The sequence below is a fragment of the Ensifer sp. CCNWLY38 genome (genome assembly GCF_037120565.1).
GTDB lineage: Bacteria > Pseudomonadota > Alphaproteobacteria > Rhizobiales > Rhizobiaceae > Ensifer > Ensifer adhaerens_H.
The window spans coordinates 36,576-59,053 of sequence record NZ_JBBBBO010000013.1 but is presented as its reverse complement, the minus strand read 5'-3'; the positions used below and the strand labels follow the sequence as shown (position 1 = coordinate 59,053).

Genomic DNA, 22,478 nt, shown 5'->3' with positions numbered 1-22,478 from the left:
TCTGCCGGAATTGGCGCCTAGACTGCGGAAGAGAAGTCTATCGAGATCTTGGTACCGCGCTCCGGGGCCGTATCGACCGCGACGGTCGCCTGGTGGAGTTCGCTGATTCGCCGGACAATCTTCAGGCCGAGCCCGAGCTGACCGGAACTCTTCACGTAGCCGAGATCCTCGTGGTGTTCGGGCAAGTCGACGAGCCCATTGCCATTGTCCTCGACGGAGACGACCGGGCCGGGACCGCAGGCGAGAACGATCCGCGTGCCCGGCGGATTGTGCTTCACCGCGTTCTCGATCAGGTTTCGCAGCATGTTCTCGACGAGCGCCGGGATCGCGGTGACCGGTGGCGTGCCTTCGTCGACGAATTCGAGCGACTTGTCGTGGTCGAAGACGAACGGCGCGATGGCTTCCGCAACGGCGGCTCCGATTTGCGACAGGCTGGTGCGCTGGTAGGCGGAGGGATCGACTGCATCGGCCCGCGCCAGAGAGGTGAGCTGCTCCAGGATATGGGTCAGGGCGTCGAGGTCCCTTTCGGCATTGCGGGCCCTTGGGTCGTTAATGCGGCTCAGTTCCATCTTGGCGATCGAGACCGGCGTCCGGATCTCGTGGGCGATCGAGGACGAGAACAGCTTCTGCGACTGAATGAGATCGGCAACGCGCGTGAGCATGCGATTGACCGCGGTGACCAGGCGGGCGATCTCCTGCGGCATCCGCGTCAGTGGCAGGCGTGCATTGCTGTCGCGCGGGTCGAGTGCATCGGCTGCCTGGGCCGCCATGGCGACGGGTTTCAGCGCGCTGCGAATGGACCAGATCGTCGCACCGATGACGAGACAGAACATCAACGTCATCGGTACGATCATCGAATCGAACATCTCATGCAGCAGGGCGCCGTACATGAAGCCGTTCGGATCGTTGAGGATCGCAAACTCGATGAGCACGGTGGTCCCGCTCCGTTCGAAAGACTGGCCGCCGGCGACGCTGAAGGGCTTTCCGGGAGCGATCAGCCGCTTCCAGAACTGCGGTGCATCCATGTTGATGGGCAGGAAATGCTGGGCGCATTCGCTCGTGCAGTTCGAATAGACGATCACGCCTGAAGCTGTGCGGATGCGCAGGAAGATCGAGCCATCGTCGTCATGGCGGTCCTGATAGCGCTCGCGCATCTCGTGATTGGGTTCGTAGCTCGCCACGCCATCGCGGACCTGGACATAACCGGCCAGGTTTTCGGTTTCCTGCTGGAGCATGAGCACGCTGAGCTTGTCGTCGTCGAACCAGTAGTCGGCAAAGACAACGCCGATCTGGATCGCCATGGCAATCAGCGAAAAGGCGATGATGCGGCGGGCGACGATGCCGATCAGCGACGGGTTGCGGGGCTTCATGAGGCGCGCCTGAGCAGATAACCGATACCGCGCACGGTCTCGATCTGTACGCCGGTGTCAAGCGGCTGCAGGCGCTTGCGCACGCGTGATACCGCGAGCTCGAGCGCATTCGGCGTCACTTCCTGGCCATATTCGGAAAGCGCCGTTTCGAGTTTGCGCTTCGGCACGACGCGGCCGACTTCCCGCATCAGGATTTCCATCAGCGAACGCTCGCGCGGCGGCAACGGCACCACGATGCCGTCACAGGTAAGGTCTGCGGTCGCCGGGTCATAGCGCAAGGCGCCCGCCTCCAGCACCGGCTGGACCGCTTGCGGGTTGCGTCTCAGCATCGCACGGCAACGGGAGAGAAGCTCCCGATGATGGAATGGCTTTACGAGATAGTCGTCGGCACCGGCATCGAGCCCGGCAATACGCTCGTCGACTGATCCCTTGGCGGTGATGATCAGCACAGGCAGCCCCGGATAGTCGAGCCGGAGGCGACGAAGCAGGGACAGGCCGTCGCCGTCGGGCAAGCCGAGATCGAGCAATACGAGATCGTGCTCCCGCCCGGCGATTGCCGTTTCGGCGTCCGCAACGGTTGAAACGGAATCGAGGCGCCAGCCAGCGTCCCGCATGGTTTCTCCGACCAGTTCTACCAGTCGCGGGCTGTCTTCAACCAGGAGCAGGCGCATTGAATCGTCTCGATATTACAGGGGCCGCTGCCGACCATATGGGCTTTCGCTTGGGCTGCCAACTCCCGGTCGCAATGCCCACCACCGCGTGCATGAAGCGGGCATTGAGCAATCTTGACGGGGTTTCGACAGCTTGCACGTCGTATCTCGACCGGTGAGGGGGAGGGTGCAACTGAACAGGTGGCCGCATTGCGGTCTCCACTTCCACTGAATGCTCGCGCCTGTATTGACCATCTCAGATGATCGCGCAGTCGCCGCTGGAGACGACCGCATTGATTATTTCGAGAATTCGCCGGCCAGAGATCGGTAGTATCGCTCTGAGCGCGCTCGTCAGCGCCTATCTGCTTGTCGTCGCCAACAATTCCTTCTGGACGCATACATTCGCCTATTTCAACGATTCCGTTGTGGCGCTTGTGTCCTTTAGCGCGGCACTTTGCCTCCTGACCTTTGCGGGGCTTACGACCGCCTCAGTCAAATATGTGATGAAGCCGGTGTCGATCTTCCTCATCATGGTGTCGGCGTCGGCCTCCTATTTCATCGACACCTTTGGCGTCATCATCGACAAGGACATGATCGGCAATGCGGCCGTAACGACGCAGGCGGAAGCCGGTCATCTGCTGACCGGCAGCCTGGCGATGCACCTGCTGCTCTATGGCTTGCTTCCCTCGCTTGTCGTCCTCTGGCTCAAGGTTCGCCGTCGCCCCTTCCTCGCCAATGCCGCAGTCAATCTTGGGGTAATCATCCCCTGTCTCATCGTCAGCAGCGGGCTGGTCTATGCGAACTTCGCGAACGTCGCCTACGTGATCCGCGAGCACAAGGACCTGATGAAGCGGTTCAATCCGACGGGGCCGGTCTCGGCGGCCGTGCGGTATGCCGCGTCGACCTACAAGGAGCGCAACATCGTCGTGCAGCCGCTCGGCACCGACGCCCGCCAGGGCTCGCGGATTGCGGCGGCCGGCAAGCCGGTGGTAGTTGTCGTCGTTGCCGGCGAGACCGCGCGCGCAATGAACTTCTCTTTGAACGGCTATGCGCGCGAGACCAATCCGGAACTGAAGGCGCTCGGCGTCGTGAACTATACGGACACCACGAGTTGCGGCACGGCAACGGCGATTTCGCTTCCCTGCATGTTCTCCGTCTATCCGCGCAATGAATACAGCGACTGGAAAGCGCGTTCGACGGAAAATCTGATGAACGTGCTGACGCGTGCCGGCGTCTCGACCACCTGGTGGGACAACAACACTGGCAGCAAGGGCATTGCCGATCTCATCAACTTCGCCAGCATGACCAACCAGAAGAACAGCCCCCTGTGCAAGAACGGGGAATGCCTGGATGAAATCTTCCTCGGCGAACTCGACAAGAAGCTCCAGGCTACCACATCGAACAGCGTGATCGTCCTGCACCAGCTCGGCAGCCACGGCCCGTCCTACTATCTGCGCTACCCTGAGAAATTCCGCCGGTTCACGCCGGATTGCCGTACACCGGAACTGATGAAGTGCTCGGTCGCCGAGATCACCAACGCCTACGACAATTCGATCCTTTACACCGACTACGTGCTGGCAAGTGTTGCCCGTCTCTTGGAAAAGCACCAGGACCGCGTCGCCGGCGCGATGATCTACATGTCCGACCACGGCGAGTCGCTCGGCGAAGACGGTATCTATCTGCACGGTGCGCCCTACGCGATTGCCCCGCGGGAACAGACGCAGGTACCGTTCGTCGCCTGGTTTTCGAAGCCCTATCAGGCGGCCATGGGGGTCGATACGGCCTGTCTCGCCAAGGACACGGCGCAGCCGAAGTCGCACGACAATCTCTTCCATACTGTTCTCGGCATGATGAACGTCGAGACGAAGGTCTACAAACGTGACCTCGACGCTTTCGCAAATTGTACGCGGAAGCCGGCCGGTGGCCCGATATTCCAGTCGGCAGATACCGCCAACGATCTGCCGGCCAATACAACGCGCGCCGTCGCATTGCCGGGCGCACTCTGAGCGCAACCGCGACCGGTTGCCGCGATTTTTCCAGGGTCTCGGAACAAAAGCGCGTTTCGACGCTTCCTTGCTTACATGTCCTCGACTCCGCGCGGACGGTCGGCGACCCCATTTGCCATATCAGTCCGGTGGACAGAGGCGCCAATCCGTACGCAGGAGGATTAGATGCGCGTCGTCGGTATACAGGTTTCCCCGGAAAGAGCCGGTCGAGCCGGATTTAGCGTCGAGTTCGTCGGTGATGGCGGGGAAGTGGTGACCGTGATGTGCCCGCAGGATGATGCCGGCTCCTTGAACCGGCTGAACGCCATCGCAAAAGCAAAGGATATGCTCAGAACGGCGCTCGACGCAGACGAAGCGCTTCAGGCTGCGGGCGGTGCGAAGGGGGCCTTTCGCGGACCGCTGCCGAATGCACGTCACGCGCATGATCGGGATGTGATGGAAGAGCAGCTCAACGAGGGGCTCGAGGATACATTTCCGGCGAGCGACCCGGTATCGATCGCCGCTTCGACGATCGCAAAGGGCCATTCCCGCCGCTGACGGCTCAGCGACGGTGCCGCCTGTCCCTACAGACGGCGAATATGGCTTTCGTGATTTCGTTCGAAAGCGTCCCTCCGCCCAGTTTCGGCCACCTCGGCGGACTATCGGCAAAATTGTCGGGCACTTTGGCGTGAGTCGGTTGTTTCGATCGACATCGCGCGCATACGTTTCGACGACAGACTTGTTATAGTGTTTTGATTTATCGATATTTTCCCCCTGGATCAGCCCGGTTCGAGGGTTTGGAGTATGTGTGGAGAGTAGACGCATGGCCGGCCGGCAACTCACTTTCGCTATCGGCGACATTCATGGTTGCCTCGACCAGTTGCGCGTGCTTTTGGGCGAGATCGAAACCTATGCGCCGGCGGGCAGGGTCATTTTTCTCGGAGATTTGATCGACCGGGGGCCGGACAGCCGTGGTGTCGTCGAGTTTGTCATGGCCGGCCCGTCAAAACCCGGTTGGACCTGGCTGACACTCAAGGGCAACCATGAAGAGATGTTATGGGGCGCCAGCAGCGGCGAGAGCGACGTTGATTGGTGGCTCATGAACGGTGGCCAGGAGACGCTGGTTTCCTACAATGGCGTCGTTCCCGGTCGGCATCTGAAGTGGATCAAGGAGCTTCCCACGATCCTTGTCGAACGGCATCGCATTTTCGTGCATGCGGGTATCGATGAGACCTTGCCGCTCGAACAGCAAGGCGACGAGATCTTTCTCTGGATCCGGCGTCCAGAGGACTATTCGGGCGAGTACTTTGGAAAACATCTCTGCCATGGGCACACACCCAGCGCAGCCAATCCACGCACGATCGGAAACCGGACCAATGTCGATTCCGGCGCCGTCTTCAGTGGCGTGCTGTCCTGCGCGGTCTTCGATGACGATCAGCCCGGTGGCCCGATCGATTTCCTCATGACAACGCAGATCCAGGCCGCAAGCTGAGCGACGTCGCTGGTGGTTGCGGCGCAAATGTCATTGTGCGTCTGGCCGTGCAGTAGTAGGTGTGCCTTCTCCATAGGGCGATGTTGCTGCCGCCCGTTTCACCATCTCAGGGGATTGCCTTGGACGCCGCGCCTTCATCCGTGTTCACGAAGAATTTTGCTGCTCTGCTGTTCGATATGGATGGCACCTTGCTGAACTCCATGGCCGTCGTCGAGCGCGTCTGGGGCGCCTGGGCGGTGCGCAACGGGATCGATCCGATCGAATTCATAAAGACCGTTCATGGCGTCCGCGCCGTCGATACGATCCGCAACCTCGAACTGCCCGATATCGATCCGGAAAAGGAAGCCTATGACCTGGCGCTCGCCGAGATCGCCGACGTCGAGGGCATCGTCGAAATTCCCGGCGCCGTCGCCTTCCTGAATTCACTGCCGCCGGAAAAATGGGCGATCGTCACGTCCGCGCCGCTCGACCTGGCGGTGCGTCGCCTTGCTGCTGCCGGCATCCCGACGCCGCAGTTGATGATTACGGGCGAAGATGTTTCGGTCGGCAAACCCGATCCGCAGGGCTACCGGATGGCTGCCGAGCGCCTGGGCGTGCGGCCGGAGGACTGCCTGGTCTTCGAAGACGCACCCGCTGGCATTCTCGCGGGCATTGCTGCCGGCGCCGACGTCGTCGTCGTTACGGGGGCCCATGAGGCTGCCGCCGACACCCCGCACATGACGCTTGCCCGCTACCATGACATCGCGGTCGAACTCGCAAGCGACGGCATGCTTTCGCTGCGTCAAACGTTCTGAGCGCTTCAAAGAAGCCGAAGGTCGGCGACGGCCCTCGGCTTCCCATTTGATTCAGGCGTTAAGCCAGCACTTCGTCAGTGCATGCCCGCCCATCAGTTCGCCGTTCGGATCATCGATCCAGCCGCCGACCCTGTCGCTCGTCGCGTCGATGTAGTTGTTGAACATCGGCACGATGACCCCGCCTTCATCACGCAAAATCATCGCCGACTGGCGATAGAGCGCCTTGCGCTTGGCTGTGTCGAGTTCGCCGCGCGCCGTAAAGATCAGCTTGTCGAAATCCTCGCGGAGGAAGCGCGTGTCGTTCCACTCTGCCTTCGACAGATAGGCGATGGAATAGACCTGGTCCTGCGTCGGCCGCCCGGTCCAGTAGGACATGCTGAAGGGCTGCTTGTTCCAGACATCCGACCAGTAGCCGTCGCCCGGTTCGCGCTTCAGGTCGATGGTGATCCCGCATTTGGCGGCGCTCATCTGGAAGAGCTGCGCTGCGTCGACGGCGCCCGGGAAGGCGACGTCCGAAGTTCTCAGCAGAACCGAGCCGCTGTGGCCGGACTTCTTGTAGTGGAACTTCGCTTTGTCCGGATCGAAGACCCGCTGTTCGATGTCGTTGTCGAAGAGCGGATAGCCCTTGATCATCGGCGTGTCGTTGCCGACGGTGCCGTAGCCGGCGAGCACCTTGGCGACCATCTCTTCGCGGTCGACAGCGTATTTCAGCGCCAGGCGCAGGTCGTTGTTGTCGAAGGGCGCCGTATTGCAGTGGGCGATGAAGACATAGTGACCCTTGCCCGGCACGTTGCGGATGACGACCCCGGGCAGGCGCTGGATCAGGGCCACGACCTTGGGCTCGATGCGGTTGATCATGTGGATCTGGCCGCTCTGCAGCGCGGCGGTGCGCGCCGTCGAATCGTTGATGACGGCGATTTCGATCTGCTCGGCATGGCCGCGTTCGGCGGAGCCCCAATAGCCTTCGTGTCGTTCGGCGATGTGTTTGACGCCTGGCTCATTGGAGACCACCTTGTAAGGACCGGTGCCGATGCCTGCCGTCGGATCGTCCTTGCCACCGTTCGGTTGGATCATCAGGTGATAATCGCTGACGACATACGGCAGGTCGGCGTTGGGTGCGCGCAGCGTGATGACGACGCTGTCGCCGTCGGCCTTGATCGTCTCGAATTCCTGGACGAAGGGCAGGGCCGCCGATTTGGAATCGGCGTCGCCGTGACGCTCGAGTGTCGCCACCACGTCGGCCGGGGTCAGGTCCTTGCCGTTGTGAAAGGTGACGTCCTTGCGGATCTTGAAGCGCCAGGTCTTGGCATCAGGTGTTGCCTCGTAGGATTCCGCAAGCCGGTACTCGATTTCACCGGCCGGTGAGACCTCGAGAAGCTGCTCCCCCCAGCAACGCCCGAGTGTGTAGGGGACCTGGCTTGCCCAGGTCGCGGGATCGAGGCTGTTCGTCGATTCGCCGCCGACGAGGCCGGCTTTCAGTGTTCCTCCTTTGACGGGCCCGGCCGCTCGGGCTGCCTGGCCGAGCAGCAGGTTCGCTGACGCGACCGTAACGCCAAGCGCTGCGGCGCGCCCGAGAAACTCCCGTCGCGACAGCCGCCCTGCGGCCACCTGTTGGCTCATGAATTCCAGTTCTCTTGGCATGGCTCACTCCCTCCCTTGTAAGACCCGCCCGGCGCACCGGTATCGTTGCAGGATATTGGAGGCAGATATCGCGTCTGGATTCTTGCCGCGCGACAGTTGGTGCCGCAGATCGACTTGAGAACGTCGTATCCTCGACTACCCGCGCTGCCGATGGCGAGGGGCGGCAGCGTCAGCCCTTGCTCGCGTAACGTTGCAGAACGGCGGAGATATCCGGCTCGGCCTTGTCGATATCGAGTTCGGCGCGTAGCTCGACGGCGTGGAGATGCTCGAGCATGATCCGCTCTGCCGTGGCAGTGTCGCGCGACCGCAGCGCGCGGATGATCTGCACGTGTTCATCGACTGCGCATTCCGGAGAATGCAGCCGTGCGAAACGCGCTAGGATCAGCGAGCAGCGCGAGACGATCTCGCGGACAAAGCGCGCCAGGGCCTGCGAGCCCGTGAGTTCGGCGAGCAAGATGTGGAATTCGCCTGCGAGGCGGATCGAAAGCGGGCCGTGATCGGAAAGGGCTGCTTCTTCTTGCCTCACGTGCTGCTCCAGCCGCTTGACATCGGCGCTGCCGAGATCGGCCACCAGCCGGCGGATCACTTCGGCTTCCAGCATGCGCCTCAGCGCGAAGATATCGCGGGCTTCTTCCAGCGTCGGCTCCGCGACGCAGGCGCCCTTGTTGGCTCTGAGATCGACAATGCCCTCGGCGTTCAGCCGGACCAAGGCTGCGCGCACGCTGGTGCGGCTGACCTTGAAATGATCGGCGATCGTGTCTTCGGCAAGCTTCGTTCCCGGCCTTAATGCCTGCTCCAGGATCGCCTGGCGCAGGAGCCTGTAGACAACGTCGCTGCGGCTCGATTTCTCAGACAAGGTTGCCTCCCCCGACGGGCCGATCGAGGATCGGCCAAACATGTCCTGCACTTCGATAACGCCCGAATATTTCGTCGTCAATATTGTATACAATCATGTTGATGTTTGTATCCGTCTATCGTATGCAATTGATGGCGCTGACAATTACGGGTTGGTGTCGATCGGTTCGGGAGGAGGCGTGCGACGAAGACCGCACGACCAGGACCGGTCAGGACAAGGATAACCAAAGGGAGGGAATTCATGAAAAACAGGATCCTACAGCTTTGCGCGACCGTTGCGGGCATCGCAGTCGGGCTTGTGGCCGCAACGTCTGCGAACGCGGCGACGACGCTTGAAACGGTCAAGGCGCGCGGCAAGCTGATCTGTGGCGTCTCGATGAGCACGCCGGGCTTTGCCACCGCGGATGCCAAGGGTCACATGGGGGGCTTCGACGTCGACGTCTGCCGTGCCGTGGCCGCCGCCGTTTTCGGCGATCCGGAAAAAGTCGATTTCGTCCTGACGAACATCAACACGCGCTTCCAGGCGCTCCAGTCCGGCGAGATCGACATGCTGTCGCGCCAGACGACCCTTACCTTCTCGCGCGAAGTCTCGCTTGGCCTCGATTTTGGGCCGACCGTCTTCTACGATGGTCAGGGGCTGATGGTGCCGAAGTCGCTCGGCGTCAACAGTGCCAAGGAGCTGACGGATGCCGCGATCTGCACGCTGCCGGGCACCACGACCGCGCAGAACCTCAGCGACTTCTTCCGTTCGATCGGCGGCAAGTTCGAACTGGTCGTCTTCGAAAACCCGGACGAAAACCGCAATGCCTTCTTCTCCGGTCGTTGCGAAGCGATCTCGTCCGACCGTTCGGACCTCGCTTCGATCCGTGCGGTTGCCAACAACCCGGATGATTACGTCGTTCTGCCCGAAACCATCTCCAAGGAGCCGCTGGCGCCTGCTGTTCGCCAGAACGATTCCAACTGGCGTGACATCGTATCCTGGTCCGCCTGGATGCTGATGGCGGCCGAGGAGCGCGGCATCACCCAGGCCAATGTCGACGAGATGGCCAAGAGCGAGGATCCGGAGATCCAGCGCATGCTCGGCGTCAACGAAGAACTCGGCAAGATGCTGAACCTCGACAACAAGTGGGGCTACAACATCATCAAGGGCGTCGGAAACTATGGTGAAGTGTTCGAGCGCAACCTCGGCACCAAGACCGCTCTCGGCCTGACGCGCGGCCCGAATACGCGGTGGAGCGAGGGTGGCCTGCTCTACGCACCGCCGTTCCGTTGAGGATTGACGGGCCCGCGCTCAAGCGCGGGCCTACCTTTCTGCTGCAGAAATTCAAAGTGCCAAAGCGACCTCTGCGCCCGGCAAGACCCGCGGCGCTGTAGATCCTGTCTAAGGGACGGGTGCCGATGCCCCTGTTTTATGATGCGCGCATTCGCGCCTATCTCTATCAAGTGATCGCCGTCGGCGTCGTGCTGCTCATCGCCTGGGTGATGTTCAGCACCGCAAGCGCCAATCTTGCCAAGCAGGATATCGCGACCGGTTTCGGCTTCCTGGCGCGCCAGGCCGGTTTCGTCATCACGGAAACCGCGATCACCTACGAGCCGACCGATCCGATCGGTCGTGCGATCCTCGTCGGCATTGCCAATACGGTCAAAGTCTCGCTGCTCGCGGCACTGCTGGGCACCATTCTCGGTCTGCTGGTCGGCATCGGGCGGCTGTCGCACAATCCCGTGCTGTCGCGACTGATGCTTGCCTATGTGGAGGCCCTCCGCAACGTGCCGCTGCTGCTCTACCTGCTGCTCTGGTACTCGCTGATCATCTCCACCTTTCCGCCGGTCAAGCAGGCGATCCAGATGCTTCCGGGTGTGTTCCTGTCGAACAGCGGCCTGGTCATGCCCGCCCTGCACTGGGAGAGCGGATTTTCGGCAATGGTCACGGCTCTCGTTGTCGGCATCGCTGCGGCCGCTTCCGTTGCACGGATTCTCGGCCGCAGGCGCGTCGTCACCGGCAAGGACAGACCGATTGCCTTGATCGCGACGATCGCGCTTCTTCTGCCGCTCGTGGCAGCATTGCTGCTCGCCAACATTTCCGTCACCTGGGATGTGCCTGAGCTCGGCCGGTTCCGCTTGAGCGGCGGCTATCATCTGCGCCCGGAGTTCGTGGCGCTTCTCCTCGGGCTGACGCTTAGCGTGTCGGCCAACGTTGCGGAGATCGTCCGGGCCGGCATCCAGGCGGTCAGCAAGGGACAGTGGGAGGCCGCGACGGCGCTTGGTCTGTCACGCGCGCGCACCCTGAAGCTGGTGATCCTGCCGCAGGCGCTGAGGATCATCATCCCGCCTCTAACCAACACCTATCTGACCGTCTTCAAGAACAGCTCGCTCGCGATCGCCATCGGCTATCCGGACCTGGTGATGGTTTCGAACACGATTATGAACCAGACCGGGCAGGCGATTGAATCTATTGCCATTTTCATGGGCGTCTATCTCGGGCTGTCGATCCTCATCTCGCTGGTGATGAACTGGTACAATGCCAAGGTCGCGCTGAGGGAGCGCTGAGCAATGACACAGGTCGATACCCTCATCGGCGACGCATCGCTTACGTCCCATCGCGAGGCGCCACCGGCACCGAAAGGTCGCTGGCTCAGCGCCTATTTCGGAACACCCGGCAACGCGCTGATCACCATCCTTTGCCTCGGCACGATCTTCGCGGTTGCGAAACTGGCGATCGGCTGGCTGTTCATCGATGCCACCTTTGTCGGCACGCCGGCGGAATGCAAGGTGACAAATGGCGCCTGTTGGCCGTTCCTGTCGGCGAAGATGCGCTACATCTTCTTCGGCTTCTATCCGTTCGAGGAGCAATGGCGACCGCTGACGGCGATGCTCTTGTTTCTCGGCGCCTGTGTCGTCTCGATGGTCCCGAAGGTCTGGGGACGGGCGCTGTTGATCGCCTGGATCGCAGTCGTCCTGCCGGTGCTCTATATGCTGATGGCGGGCGGGTTCTTTGGCCTGACGGTCGTGCCGACGACGCAATGGGGCGGGCTGCCGCTCTCCTTCATGCTTTCCTTCATCGGCCTCGCCTGCGCGCTGCCGCTTGGGATCGCGCTCGCGCTTGCGCGCGCCTCCAGCCTTCCGGCCATCCGCATCCTGGGAGTGAGCTTCATAGAGATCGTGCGCGGCGTGCCATTGATCAGCATCCTGTTCATGGCAACGGTCATGCTGCCGCTGTTCATGCCCGATGGCATCACCATTGATAAGCTCATCCGCGCACAGGTGGCGATCATCCTCTTTGCCGCCGCCTATATCGCCGAGATCGTCCGTGGCGGCTTGCAGGCGGTGCCCAACGGGCAGGTGGAGGCCGGACACTCGCTCGGCCTGCACTACTGGCAGATCATGCGCAAGATCGTGCTGCCGCAGGCGTTGAAGAAGGTCATCCCGCCGCTCGTCAGCCTCTTCATCGGGTTCTTCCAGGATACGACACTGGTGACCATCGTCGGCCTGCTCGACTTCCTCGACACCGTCCGCACCGCCATGCGCGATCCGGAATGGCAGGGCATCGCAGTGCTGGAAGGTTATGTCTTCGCGGCCGTCGTCTATTTCATTTTCAGTGCTCTCATGGGAGCTTACAGCCGTTTCCTCGAACAATACTTCAGGACCTCGCATGACTAAAGAGATCCATGTCATCCGCAATGTGCACACGCTCGTCGCCTTCGACAGCGAGCGCGATGGCCACGTCTATCTGCACAACGCCGACATCGCCTATGACGACAAGGGCTTCGTCCATGTCGGCGGTCACTACGAAGGTCCGTTCGACAGCGAGAGTTCCGGCCGTGACCGGATGATCATGCCGGGCTTCGTCAATGTCCATTGCCACTCCGGCGAAGAGCCGATCTCCAAGGGCATCTTCGAGGACATGGGCACGGCAGGCCTTTGGGGCAATGCGCTCTACGAATACTCCAACCTTCTGGAGATCGACGACGACGCGATCGAGGCATCGCTGACCGTCATGGTCGGCGACCTGATGCGCAGCGGCGTCACCACGCTGCTCGATATTGCCGGCCCGCATGAAAGCTGGCTGCCGACGCTCGCGCGAAGCGGCGCACGCGCCTTCGTCGCGCCAGGCTTCCGCGAGGCGCAGTGGCATGTCGAAGACAGCCACCGTCTCGATTTCCGCTGGGACAAGGCGCGTGGGCGCGACGCTTTCGCTCGGGCTCTGGAGGTCGTCGATGCCGCGACAGCGCACCCCTCCGGTCGGCTTGGCGGCGTCGTCGCGCCATCGCAGATCGAGACCTGCTCGCCGGAGCTGCTGCAGGATGCGGTGGCGGCGGCGCGCAAGCGCGGCGTTCCGGTCACCATCCACGCCGCCCAGACCATGGCCGAGCACGAGGAACTGTTGCGCCGGCACGGACTGACGGCCGTGCAATATCTCGAAAGCCTGGGCTTGCTCGGCAAGGACCTGATCCTCGGCCATTGCATCTTCGTCGACGTCCATTCCTGGACGCGCCAGCGCACGGAGATCGACCTACGTCTTCTGGCCGATCGCCAAACGACCGTCGCCCATTGCCCCGTCACCTTCTCGCGCAGCGGCATGGCGCTGGAATCTGTCGGCCGTTACCGTCGGGCCGGCGTCAACGTCGCGCTCGGAACGGACAGCTATCCTTTCAACATGCTGGAAGAAATGCGCCAGGCGATGATCTGCGCACGATTGTCCGGCAAGTCCGTCTTCGATGTCGCGACCGGTGATATCCTGGAGGCTGCGACCATCGCCGGCGCCAGGGCGCTCGGCCGTGATGACATCGGCCGCATCGCCGTCGGTTCCAAGGCGGATTTCCTCGTGGTCGATCTTCGCCACCACGCGATGCAGCCGGTCTACGATCCGCTGCGCAATCTCCTGCATTGTGCAGCCGAGCGGGCGATCGAGCGGGTCTATGTTGACGGAACCTGCGTCGTCAGCGGCGGACGGCCGACCCTGATCGACTATGACGGTGCGCTTGCGAAGCTTCAGGAGGCGCAGGACTACGCCTGCCGGAAGGCGCCCGAAAACGATCCGAAGGGCCGCGGGATGCGGACGCTCGCGCCGCTGTCCTTACCCATCGCCGGTTAGTCTAGGGAACGTCGTAGCCCCAGAAAGCGGATGGGAAAAGATCAGTAGAAAAGGCGGTGGGCGGCGAAGAGGCAGATCAGGATCGCCGCCGCCCCACCGGCCAACGCGCTCAGCCGCCGCTCGAGAAAATCACGGATCTCCTCGCCGAAGCGGCGCAGCAGCCAGGCAAGCAGGAAGAAGCGCGCGCCACGTGCAACGATCGCCGACACGAAGGGCGAGGCGTGGCCGCCGCTAAGCATCAGCCATGCGTGCATAACGGCTTGGCGGCTGCCCAACATGACGGCTGAAGGCTGTGCTGAAGGTACTGGCTGAACTGTAGCCGACACGTTCGGCGACGGAGGCGAGATCGACGTCGCGTTGCCGCAGCAGATCCTTGGCGAGCGCCATGCGCCAGACGAGCAGATATTCCATCGGCGGCACGCCAACAGCGCGGGTGAAGCGCTCGAAGAACACGGAGCGGGAGAGTGCCGCCTCGCGCGCGAGTTCCGCCACCGTCCAGGCATGGGCCGGATCGGCGTGGATCTGCCGAATGGCCGCCGCCAGCCGCGGGTCACCCAGGCCGCGCAACAGGCCGGGCGTTGCGCTTTCGCCTTGAATAGACCGAAGGGCCTCGATCAGCATGACTTCCACAAGCCGTGCCAGCACCAGGTCCCGGCCTGGTCGTTCGTCACGCGCCTCTTCGCCCACCAGACACACGAGTGTCGAAAGTCGGTCGATCCCGCGCAGATGCATCAATGTCGGCAGCAGCGAAACAAGCAGTCCGGCATCGGGCGAATCGAGGACGAAATAGCCGCCGAGCAGGCGCACGTCCGGTTCGCCGTGTTGCCTGCCGTGGCGAACCTCGCCGGTCGGCGCCGGCATCCCCTTGGGGTCGATGAAGGTCGGCTGAACCGGATCGAACCCCGAAAGGGTGAAACCCGGCGTTGCCGGCAGCAGCACGAAATCTCCGGCCTCCAATGTGGCCGGTACCTCGCCATCGACAGCCAGCCGGCAAGCCCCCTCGATGACGGTGCAGAAGCTCGGCTGCCCGAAATCGGCATAGCGCACGGCCCAGCGGCCGGCGCCGCTGATACCCTTTGTGAAGACCGTGCGCGGACGAAGAAGCTGAATGAGTTGCGAGAGTGGATCGACCATGTCAGGACGATAGCAAATGAAATCAGGACTTCAAGCTGTAGAGCGTCCAGAGCGGAGGCGATATCTCTTTTCCATCGAAACAACTGACAGGAAATCGCGATGAATACCGTACTGATTACCGGCTGCTCTTCCGGTTACGGGCTGGAGACGGCGCGGCGCTTTCATGCCGAGGGCTGGAACGTGATCGCCACGATGCGCCGACCGCAGCGAGACATTCTGCCGAACTCCGACCGGTTGCGTGTCTTGGCCCTCGATGTCACCGATCGCGACAGCATCGCGGCTGCGATCGAGGAAGCCGGTCCGATCGATGTGCTTGTTAACAACGCCGGTATCGGCGTGGTTGGCGCCTTCGAGGCGACTCCGATGTCCCATATCCGCAAGGTTTTCGACACCAATACCTTCGGTGTGATGGCCATGACCCAGGCGGTGATACCGCAGTTCCGTGCCCGCCGGTCGGGCGTCGTGGTCAACGTTACGTCCACCGTGACGCTTGCTTCCATGCCGCTCGCCGCAGCCTATACCGCCAGCAAGTCGGCGATCCAGGGCTTCACCGGCTCGCTCGCCCACGAATTGGAAGCGTTCAAGGTGAGGGTTAAGCTGGTCGAGCCCGGCTACGCACCGACTACCCGCTTCGCCCACAACACCACTATGCGCGTGGAGGATCTGATCCCGGCGGCTTACGCGGATCTCGCCGCACCCATCTTCGCGCAGTTTGCCGCCCCGCCCTTGGTCACGACCGAGACCGATGTGGCGGGCGCTGTTTGGCAGGCGGCGAACGATCTGTCCGGCCAGCTCCATTTCCCGGCCGGCGCCGACGCCCTGGCGCTTGCCAAGGCGAGCTGATCTCGCCTTCCTTTGAGAGCCACGGCAGCCCGGTTCGGGCAGGTGTCAAGCGATCAGACGGAGACGAGCGTCCGTCTCCGTTTGGTTGCGCGCGCCGGATGTCGTGCGGAAGCGTTCGACGAGATCGAAGAGGCCGGATGCCTGGTTTGAGAGCCGAAGAGTCATGGCGGTGCTGTCTTCGACCATCGCATTGTTCTGCTGCGTCACGGCGTCCAGCGACAGCATGGTCTGGTTGATGTGCTGCAGGTCGTTCGCCTGGTCGCGCGCGTCGCCGGCAATCTGCTGTGTCTGCTCGTTGATGGCATGGATCTGGCCGGAGATCTCGTCGAGCGCATCGCCTGCCGCCCGCACCAGCGAAACGCCCTTCGTCACTTCCTCTGCCGACGTGGTGATAATCGCCTTGATTTCCCGGGCGGCGAGGGCGGATTTCTGTGCCAGCTCCCGCACTTCATGCGCGACGACCGCAAAGCCCTTGCCCGCTTCGCCGGCACGGGCCGCTTCGACCCCCGCATTCAGGGCCAGCAGGTTGGTCTGGAACGCGATGTCGTTGATGGTGCCGATGATCTGGGAAATGGCGACCGATCCCTTTTCTATCTGGGCCATGGCGCCGACGGCGTTGATGACCACCTGACCGGAGCGGTCGGAGCTCGCTTTAGCCGCAGCGGCGATTGTCGTGGCCGATGAGGCGTGTTCGGCCGTGCGCCCGATGGTGGCGGTGATGGCGCTCAAGGCCGCAGTTGCTTCCTCCAATGTCGCCGCCTGATGTTCGGTGCGCTTGGCGAGCTGGCCGATGGCGTCGCGCATCTCGCCGGTCTCGCCGTCGATCTCAGCGCTTCTCGCCTTCACGTCACCAAGCGTGACGGCAAGGCTTTCCAGCGACAGATTGAAGTCCGAGCGCAGACGGTCGAAACCGGCTCCGAAGGGCCGGTCGATGCGTGCGGTCAGGTCGCCTTGTGACAACCGTTCGAGCCCCGACGCGAGCATCTCCACGGCCTCGTTGATCTGGCGCGACACCTCGGACTGGGTCATCTCTCGGACTTGTCGTTCCTCTTCGATCATCGTCCGTGTTTCCGCCGCCTCGGTTTCAAGGCGGGCGCGATCGAGAAGCGCGTCGCGGAAGACGAGGACGGAACGGGCCATGTCGCCGATCTCGTCCTTGCGGTCCCGGCCGACGCCGCCGATCGTCGTGTCGCCGTCGGCGAGTTGGCTCATGTCCTGAACGAGACCGGTGATCGGGCGCGTCAGCCGGCGTGAATACCAGATGGAAATTGCCAGCGCCGCCGCGAGGACGGCCAGAGCCGTCGCGAGCGTCCAGTTGCGCAAGGCGGTGACGGCGGCAAAGGCTTCCCGTGAAGTCATGACCGCGGCCATGGTCCAGCGGGTGCCGAAAGCATCGAGGCTGGTGGCAGCCATCTGCGCTTCCTCACCACGGAAATCGGCGAGCTTGCTGCTGACGATGCCATCTTTCGCCGGCTGGTCCGGCGCGATTCGGGCCTTGAGGATATCGTTGTCGGGTGTGGTAGCGCTGTCAGTGAGGAAAAATCCGTTGCCGTCGAGAAGGATCGTTTCGCCAGTCTCGCCAAGGCCCGTGCGGTTGCCGACGATCTCTCCGATGCGCGCGTCCGGCATCTCCAGGATCAAGGCGCCGATCTTGCCGTCGATCGATTCCAGCGGGATGGCGATGAACGCCGCAGGGCTGTCGCCGAGCGGCGCATAGGCCTCATAGGACGCAAAGGCCAGTTTGGTCTTGTCTGTTCCCTCGGCCGTCTCGCGGAAGATGCGGCCAAGCCCCGTGTCCTTCCAGGATCCGTCCTTGAGGCTGACGGCAAAGTCGCCCTTCTTGTTGAGGGAGTAGACAACGTCACCGCTGAGATTGGCGAGCAGCACGTCGCGATAGCCGTGGGCTTCCGCGAAGCGGCGGAAAAACGGGTGATAGCGCGCATGCAGCACGTCGTAGTCATCGACGCCAGCGGTACTGTAGAGGGCGCGCTTGTCATCGGGATTGGGGTTTTCCGTCAGATAGCGGCGCTGCAATTCGCTCTCGGTCTTGTCGCCGAACTTGGCGGCAGCGCCATTCAGGTCGCTGAGCGCCTTGGCGACAGATTTCTGCGCTTGCAGATTGCGCAAGTCGTTTTCCACGGTGGTGAGATAGTGGCGAAGCTCGTTGCGGCGGGCATCGGCGAGCGCCTCCAGCTTCTCGATTGCCGCGCGCGACGACAGGTCGCCGCTGACCGTCAGGCTGGCAAGACTGGTGGCAGCAATGGAGAAGGCAGCCAGAGCCGCCGCTGCGAGGGGTAGCTTCGCGGACAAACGCATAACAATCACCGGGCTTGAAGGGGAGGAGGCCATGCCAAAGGGCTGGTCGCGACGCCTCATGCGCCCGGCGGGACAGCTCCCGCGCGGAGAGTTATACGGTCGCATGTTACAGTTTGATGACGTCCGGATGACAAGGCGAAAGTTTAGCCGTGGACTTATCTCGGCAGGGTGCCGGTCAGAAAGACCTGCGCGCAGCTCTCAGCGCGCGCCATGATCGTCGCTTCGTCAATGCTGCCGATGCGGCCCATCATGACGGCGCGTTGCGGCTCCATCGCCATCATGCCGCGCAGCATGCCCGCCGCCAGATACGGATCGTCGATCACGAGGCGACCGAGAGCCGCTTGCGCCCTGAGCCAGCGCTCCAGCGTGGCGTTTGTCCGCTCGATTGCCTGCTCCCAGAAGGTGGCGGCGATCTCCGGAAAGCGCTCCGCCTCGGCGAGCACCAGACGTATGATGGCGATCGTGTCTGCCGCCAGCACGAGGTGCCCATAGGCGGCAAGCAACTGCACGAGACCGGTCTTCACGCTCACGGCGTCGAGATGCTCTTCGTCGGCTTCGAGCGCGAACTCAGAGATCCTGAGCGCGATGACACGTTCGAAGAGATCGGCCTTGGTGGGAAAGAGGCGATAGAGCGTCTTGGTGGAGACGCCGGAATTCTGGGCGATGACGTTGATGTTGGCTGTCTCATAACCGAGGTCGCAGAATTGCCTTTCGGCGGCAAGGATGATCACCTTGCGGGTCTCGTCGTCGGATCGGACCTGGGGTCGGCCGCGGGAACGCGGCGATTTCTTCTTTTCGACCATGATGACTTTCCAAATTCCTTGGCGATTTTTAGTCGTTGCCAGATGGGAAAGCAAATGTTTTCCGAAGTCGGCGTGTGGATAGCCGCACAGTTCCCCGGTGGCGGATATTCTGGTAAACGGGCCGATTGTGCCGTGCCGCGTTGATTGTTGCCGGATCTCTTTCGATGTGCGTAACGTGGCAGACGCCTTTTGCAAAGAATAGTTGTAATCAGCTTGGCGCGGTCCTTGGGGGAGCCCCGGCAATCGTCCTCGTAAGAAAGGCTATATCATTGGATATAAAGCAACGTATGCGAAAGGTGCTCGAGGCCGAAGCCTCGGCAATCCTTGCAGTAGCGATCGATGAGCATTTTGAGGAGGCGGTCCACGCCATCTTGGGATGCCAAGGAAAAGTACTCACCACCGGTATCGGCAAGGCAGGGCATATAGCCAACAAGTTTGCAGCGACGTTGTGCTCCACCGGTACACCTGCTGTGTTTCTGCATCCGGCCGAAGCGGCACACGGCGATTTGGGAGTCGTAGGTAGGAACGATATAATGATCGCGTTCTCGACCAGCGGCAAATCCCGCGAAGTGTTGGAGATCATCGAACTTTCGAGCCATCTGGGTGTAGCGAAGCATATCGGCGTCACATCGCACCCAGACTCTTCGCTTCGAGAAAGCTGTGACGTCATCCTCAACATGGGAGAAGTTGAAGAGTCGGGATGCCCGATCGGCATGACGCCCACCTCCAGCATCGCGGTTATGTTGGCGGTGAGCGATGCCATCGCCATGGCCGTTATGGAAACCAGAGGATTTACCAGGAGCGAGTACGGAGCGCGCCATCACGGCGGCTATCTGGGGCGTTCGGCTCGCATAGACAACGTGTAGCGCGGTAATCGGGCGGGTTGGCCCACCCACGGCTCCGCCCCCTTTTCTCGCCCGCTTATGCATAGGTCAGCGCGGCGGCGGAGAGGCCGCCACCCAATCTACTCCGGCTACGATATTGCGACCTCCGCGAACACGCCCTAGCTTTGCGATATGGCGACGTCGAAGCTCACGGCCTACCGCGCAAAGCGGGATTTTTCCAGGACGCCGGAGCCTGCTGGGAGAACCGGCGGGGAGGGCAACCGTTTTGTCGTGCACAAGCACCACGCCACGGCCGATCACTATGACCTCAGGCTTCAGGTCGGTGATGTGCTGAAAAGCTGGGCGGTCCCCAGGGGGCCGTCGCTCAATCCCGCCGACAAGCGTCTGGCGGTCGAGACCGAAGATCATCCGCTCGACTATATCGACTTCGAGGGCGTCATTCCGGAAGGCGAATATGGCGGCGGGCCAATGATCGTCTGGGATACCGGCGTCTGGGCGCCGATGGACGATATCGACAAGAGCCTCAGGACAGGCGCCTTCAAATTCCGCCTGGCCGGTGAAAAGCTCAATGGCGGCTGGATGCTGACGCGGCTGAAACCGAAGCAGGGGGAGGAAGACCAACGTAACTGGCTGCTTTTCAAGGAACATGACCTTGCAGCCGAAGCTGATGTCGACATCCTGACGTCGCGTCCCGAAAGCGTGAAAAGCGGCAGGCGGATCGAGGAACTGGTCGAGCCGCCGAAGAAGCCGGCAAAGCGGGTAGTTCTCAAACCCGGCGCGCTGCCGGGTGCGGTGAAGGGCCCGAAGCCGCAGCGGATCGAGCCGCAGCTTGCCAGCCCAACACCGAAGCCGCCGGGCGGCCTGCCGGACGGCCAAGTCTGGCTGCATGAAATCAAGTTCGATGGCTACCGGACGATGGCGGATGTCTCGGACGGCAACATCAAGCTGATCACCCGCAGCGGGCTGGACTGGACGAAGCGCTACGGCGACCTTCCCGATGCCTTCCGGAAGCTGCCCTGCCGCGAGGCGATCATCGACGGCGAGATCGTCGTTCTCGACGACAAGGGCATCAGCCGTTTCGCGCTGCTGCAGGACGCGCTTTCGACCGGTGTCGACAGCAAGCTCGTCTTCTATGCTTTCGATATCCTCCATCTCGATGGGTGGAATCTGACCGAGGTCCCGTTGGAAAGGCGCAAGGCGCTGCTGGCGCAACTGCTCGAGGGGCAGGTCTCCAGCCGTTCGGCCATCCAGTTCAGCGACCATGTCGAAGGCGATGGACATGGGCTCTACGACCAAGCCTCGGAGCTGGGGCTGGAGGGGATCGTGTCGAAGCGCGCCTCGGCACCCTACCGGAGCGGTCGCACGCAGACCTGGGCCAAGACGAAGGCGCTCCAGTTCGGTGATTTCGTGATCGCCGGATACACCACTTCCGAGGCGGCCGAAGGCCTTGCTTCTCTCGCTCTCGGCGAATGGGAGGAGGGCGAGCTGCACTATCGCGGCAAGGTCGGAACCGGTTTCGATGCGGCGACGGCCAGGCAGTTGCTCATCCGGCTGGAGGCGCTGCGCGGCGACGCGGCGGCGCTGGAAGGCGCGCCGAAGGAAATCACCTGGGTTCGGCCGGTGCTGAGCGCCCGCATCCATTATTCCAACCGGACGACCGACAATGTCCTGCGCCATGCGGTGTTCAAGGGGCTGCGCGACGTCGAGCTTTCGGCACCGGCGCGCGCAACGCGCAAGCGGCTGATCACGGATGCCGATCTCGCGAGTATCCAGGTCACCAATGCTGATCGCCGGGTATTCGGCAGATCCGGACCGACCAAGCTCGATATAGCCGTCTACTACGCGCTCGTTGGCGACTTCATGCTGCCGCATATCCTCGGTCGGCCGGTGTCTCTCTTCCGTTGCCCGACGGGAAAGCGTGCAGACTGCTTCTTCCAGCGTCATCCCTTTACCGGCATGCCGCCCTCGATCATCAGCTTCAACTCGACCAACTCCGAAGGCGAAACCAATTCCTTCCTCTCGATCGAAGGCACGAAGGGCTATCTCGCGCTCGCTCAGTTCGGCGTGATCGAGCTTCATAGCTGGGGCACGAAGCGTGAGCGGCTGGAAAAACCCGACCGCATCGTCTTCGATCTCGATCCCGGCCAGGGCATCGCCTGGCGCGATGTGGTCGAGGCAGCCGTCCATATCCGCGGTGAGCTGGAAGCGCTCGGCCTCGTTCCCTTCGTCAAGACATCCGGCGGCAGCGGCATCCATGTGGTCGTGCCGGTCACGCCGAAACTCGACTGGAAGAAGACGCACCAGGCGACGAGCGCGATCGCGACACGGCTGGCTGCGACCGCGCCACAAACCTTCACCACCACCATGGGCAAGGAAAACCGCATCAAGCGCATCTTCATCGATTTTCACCGCAATGCCCGCAGCCATACGGCGGCCGCACCCTATTCGCTGCGGGCGCGCACGAACTTACCCGCCTCGACGCCGCTCGCCTGGGCGGATCTGGAGACTATCGACGCTCCTGAGGATTTGAACTATTCTTCGCTGCCTGGACTTCTGGATACATTCGGCGATCCCTGGGCGGATATCGACGACTTTGCCAAGGATTTGCCGCTTCTGTCCGAAACGAGGACGTAGTGCGTTTGGCCGCGTAGGAGACAA

The 22,478-nt window shown here is 62.2% G+C and carries 18 protein-coding genes and 1 pseudogene; 11 read left to right on the top strand and 8 right to left on the bottom strand.

Annotated features, from left to right (window positions below; all coding sequences use genetic code 11):
- Window positions 1-17: 17 nt before the first annotated feature.
- Window positions 18-1,370 (bottom strand): sensor histidine kinase, encoded by a 1,353-nt coding sequence (locus tag V7S54_RS25375; protein ID WP_065374798.1) that lies wholly within the window; start codon window positions 1,368-1,370, stop codon window positions 18-20.
- Entirely contained in the window at window positions 1,367-2,041 is a 675-nt protein-coding gene (locus V7S54_RS25370) for a response regulator transcription factor (protein WP_065374799.1), read from the bottom strand. The genes V7S54_RS25375 and V7S54_RS25370 overlap by 4 nt, the downstream gene beginning before the upstream one ends.
- A gap of 272 nt (window positions 2,042-2,313) precedes the next feature.
- Between V7S54_RS25370 and V7S54_RS25365 the strand changes: the two genes are divergently transcribed.
- From V7S54_RS25365 to V7S54_RS25350, 4 genes are all read left to right on the top strand, one after another.
- Entirely contained in the window at window positions 2,314-4,026 is a 1,713-nt protein-coding gene (locus tag V7S54_RS25365) for a phosphoethanolamine transferase (RefSeq protein WP_065374856.1), read from the top strand.
- A gap of 165 nt (window positions 4,027-4,191) precedes the next feature.
- Window positions 4,192-4,563, top strand: a complete 372-nt coding sequence (locus tag V7S54_RS25360) for a hypothetical protein (RefSeq protein ID WP_065374800.1) — start codon at window positions 4,192-4,194, stop codon at window positions 4,561-4,563.
- A 265-nt stretch (window positions 4,564-4,828) separates the two neighbouring features.
- A complete protein-coding gene (locus V7S54_RS25355) occupies window positions 4,829-5,497 on the top strand; it encodes a metallophosphoesterase family protein (protein ID WP_065374801.1) in 669 nt (222 codons plus the stop codon).
- 80 nt (window positions 5,498-5,577) lie between these two features.
- On the top strand, window positions 5,578-6,291 hold the full coding sequence (locus V7S54_RS25350; protein ID WP_065374802.1) for an HAD family hydrolase: 714 nt from the start codon (window positions 5,578-5,580) through the stop codon (window positions 6,289-6,291).
- Window positions 6,292-6,342: 51 nt separating this feature from the next.
- On the opposite strand, the gene V7S54_RS25345 is transcribed toward V7S54_RS25350, so the two are convergent.
- Together V7S54_RS25345 and V7S54_RS25340 are read right to left on the bottom strand one after the other, a co-directional pair.
- Window positions 6,343-7,932 carry an ABC transporter substrate-binding protein gene (locus V7S54_RS25345; protein WP_065374803.1) on the bottom strand — a complete coding sequence of 530 codons (1,590 nt, stop codon included), beginning with the start codon at window positions 7,930-7,932 and terminating at the stop codon, window positions 6,343-6,345.
- Window positions 7,933-8,101: 169 nt separating this feature from the next.
- Window positions 8,102-8,788, bottom strand: a complete 687-nt coding sequence (locus V7S54_RS25340; RefSeq protein WP_234793035.1) for a GntR family transcriptional regulator — start codon at window positions 8,786-8,788, stop codon at window positions 8,102-8,104.
- A 240-nt stretch (window positions 8,789-9,028) separates the two neighbouring features.
- Between V7S54_RS25340 and V7S54_RS25335 the strand changes: the two genes are divergently transcribed.
- From V7S54_RS25335 to V7S54_RS25320, 4 genes are all read left to right on the top strand, one after another.
- Complete coding sequence (locus V7S54_RS25335) at window positions 9,029-10,060, top strand: amino acid ABC transporter substrate-binding protein (RefSeq protein ID WP_057248512.1); 1,032 nt, start codon at window positions 9,029-9,031, stop codon at window positions 10,058-10,060.
- Between the two features lie 125 nt (window positions 10,061-10,185).
- Window positions 10,186-11,334 (top strand): amino acid ABC transporter permease, encoded by a 1,149-nt coding sequence (locus V7S54_RS25330; protein WP_058324940.1) that lies wholly within the window; start codon window positions 10,186-10,188, stop codon window positions 11,332-11,334.
- 3 nt (window positions 11,335-11,337) lie between these two features.
- Window positions 11,338-12,444 carry an amino acid ABC transporter permease gene (locus tag V7S54_RS25325; protein ID WP_065374804.1) on the top strand — a complete coding sequence of 369 codons (1,107 nt, stop codon included), beginning with the start codon at window positions 11,338-11,340 and terminating at the stop codon, window positions 12,442-12,444.
- Window positions 12,437-13,879 (top strand): amidohydrolase family protein, encoded by a 1,443-nt coding sequence (locus tag V7S54_RS25320; RefSeq protein ID WP_065374805.1) that lies wholly within the window; start codon window positions 12,437-12,439, stop codon window positions 13,877-13,879. The genes V7S54_RS25325 and V7S54_RS25320 overlap by 8 nt, the downstream gene beginning before the upstream one ends.
- Before the next feature lie 41 nt (window positions 13,880-13,920).
- Here the strand turns inward: V7S54_RS25320 and V7S54_RS25315 are convergent.
- Window positions 13,921-14,085: pseudogene (locus V7S54_RS25315) on the bottom strand (YqaA family protein); the annotation flags it as partial.
- A gap of 25 nt (window positions 14,086-14,110) precedes the next feature.
- The gene (locus V7S54_RS25310; RefSeq protein ID WP_065374807.1) at window positions 14,111-15,013 is read right to left on the bottom strand and encodes an AraC family transcriptional regulator; all 903 of its coding nucleotides are present in this window, start codon (window positions 15,011-15,013) and stop codon (window positions 14,111-14,113) included.
- Window positions 15,014-15,112: 99 nt separating this feature from the next.
- Here V7S54_RS25310 and V7S54_RS25305 point away from each other — a divergent pair, with 99 nt between their 5' ends.
- On the top strand, window positions 15,113-15,856 hold the full coding sequence (locus V7S54_RS25305) for an SDR family oxidoreductase (protein WP_065374808.1): 744 nt from the start codon (window positions 15,113-15,115) through the stop codon (window positions 15,854-15,856).
- A 45-nt stretch (window positions 15,857-15,901) separates the two neighbouring features.
- Here the strand turns inward: V7S54_RS25305 and V7S54_RS25300 are convergent, their stop codons facing one another.
- Window positions 15,902-18,172, bottom strand: a complete 2,271-nt coding sequence (locus V7S54_RS25300; RefSeq protein ID WP_065374809.1) for a methyl-accepting chemotaxis protein — start codon at window positions 18,170-18,172, stop codon at window positions 15,902-15,904.
- A 155-nt stretch (window positions 18,173-18,327) separates the two neighbouring features.
- A complete protein-coding gene (locus V7S54_RS25295) occupies window positions 18,328-18,975 on the bottom strand; it encodes a TetR/AcrR family transcriptional regulator (RefSeq protein ID WP_065374810.1) in 648 nt (215 codons plus the stop codon).
- Window positions 18,976-19,244: 269 nt separating this feature from the next.
- Here V7S54_RS25295 and V7S54_RS25290 point away from each other — a divergent pair, with 269 nt between their 5' ends.
- On the top strand, window positions 19,245-19,841 hold the full coding sequence (locus V7S54_RS25290; protein WP_065374858.1) for an SIS domain-containing protein: 597 nt from the start codon (window positions 19,245-19,247) through the stop codon (window positions 19,839-19,841).
- A 150-nt stretch (window positions 19,842-19,991) separates the two neighbouring features.
- On the top strand, window positions 19,992-22,454 hold the full coding sequence (ligD, locus tag V7S54_RS25285; RefSeq protein ID WP_065374811.1) for a DNA ligase D: 2,463 nt from the start codon (window positions 19,992-19,994) through the stop codon (window positions 22,452-22,454).
- The last annotated feature ends 24 nt before the right edge of the window (window positions 22,455-22,478 follow it).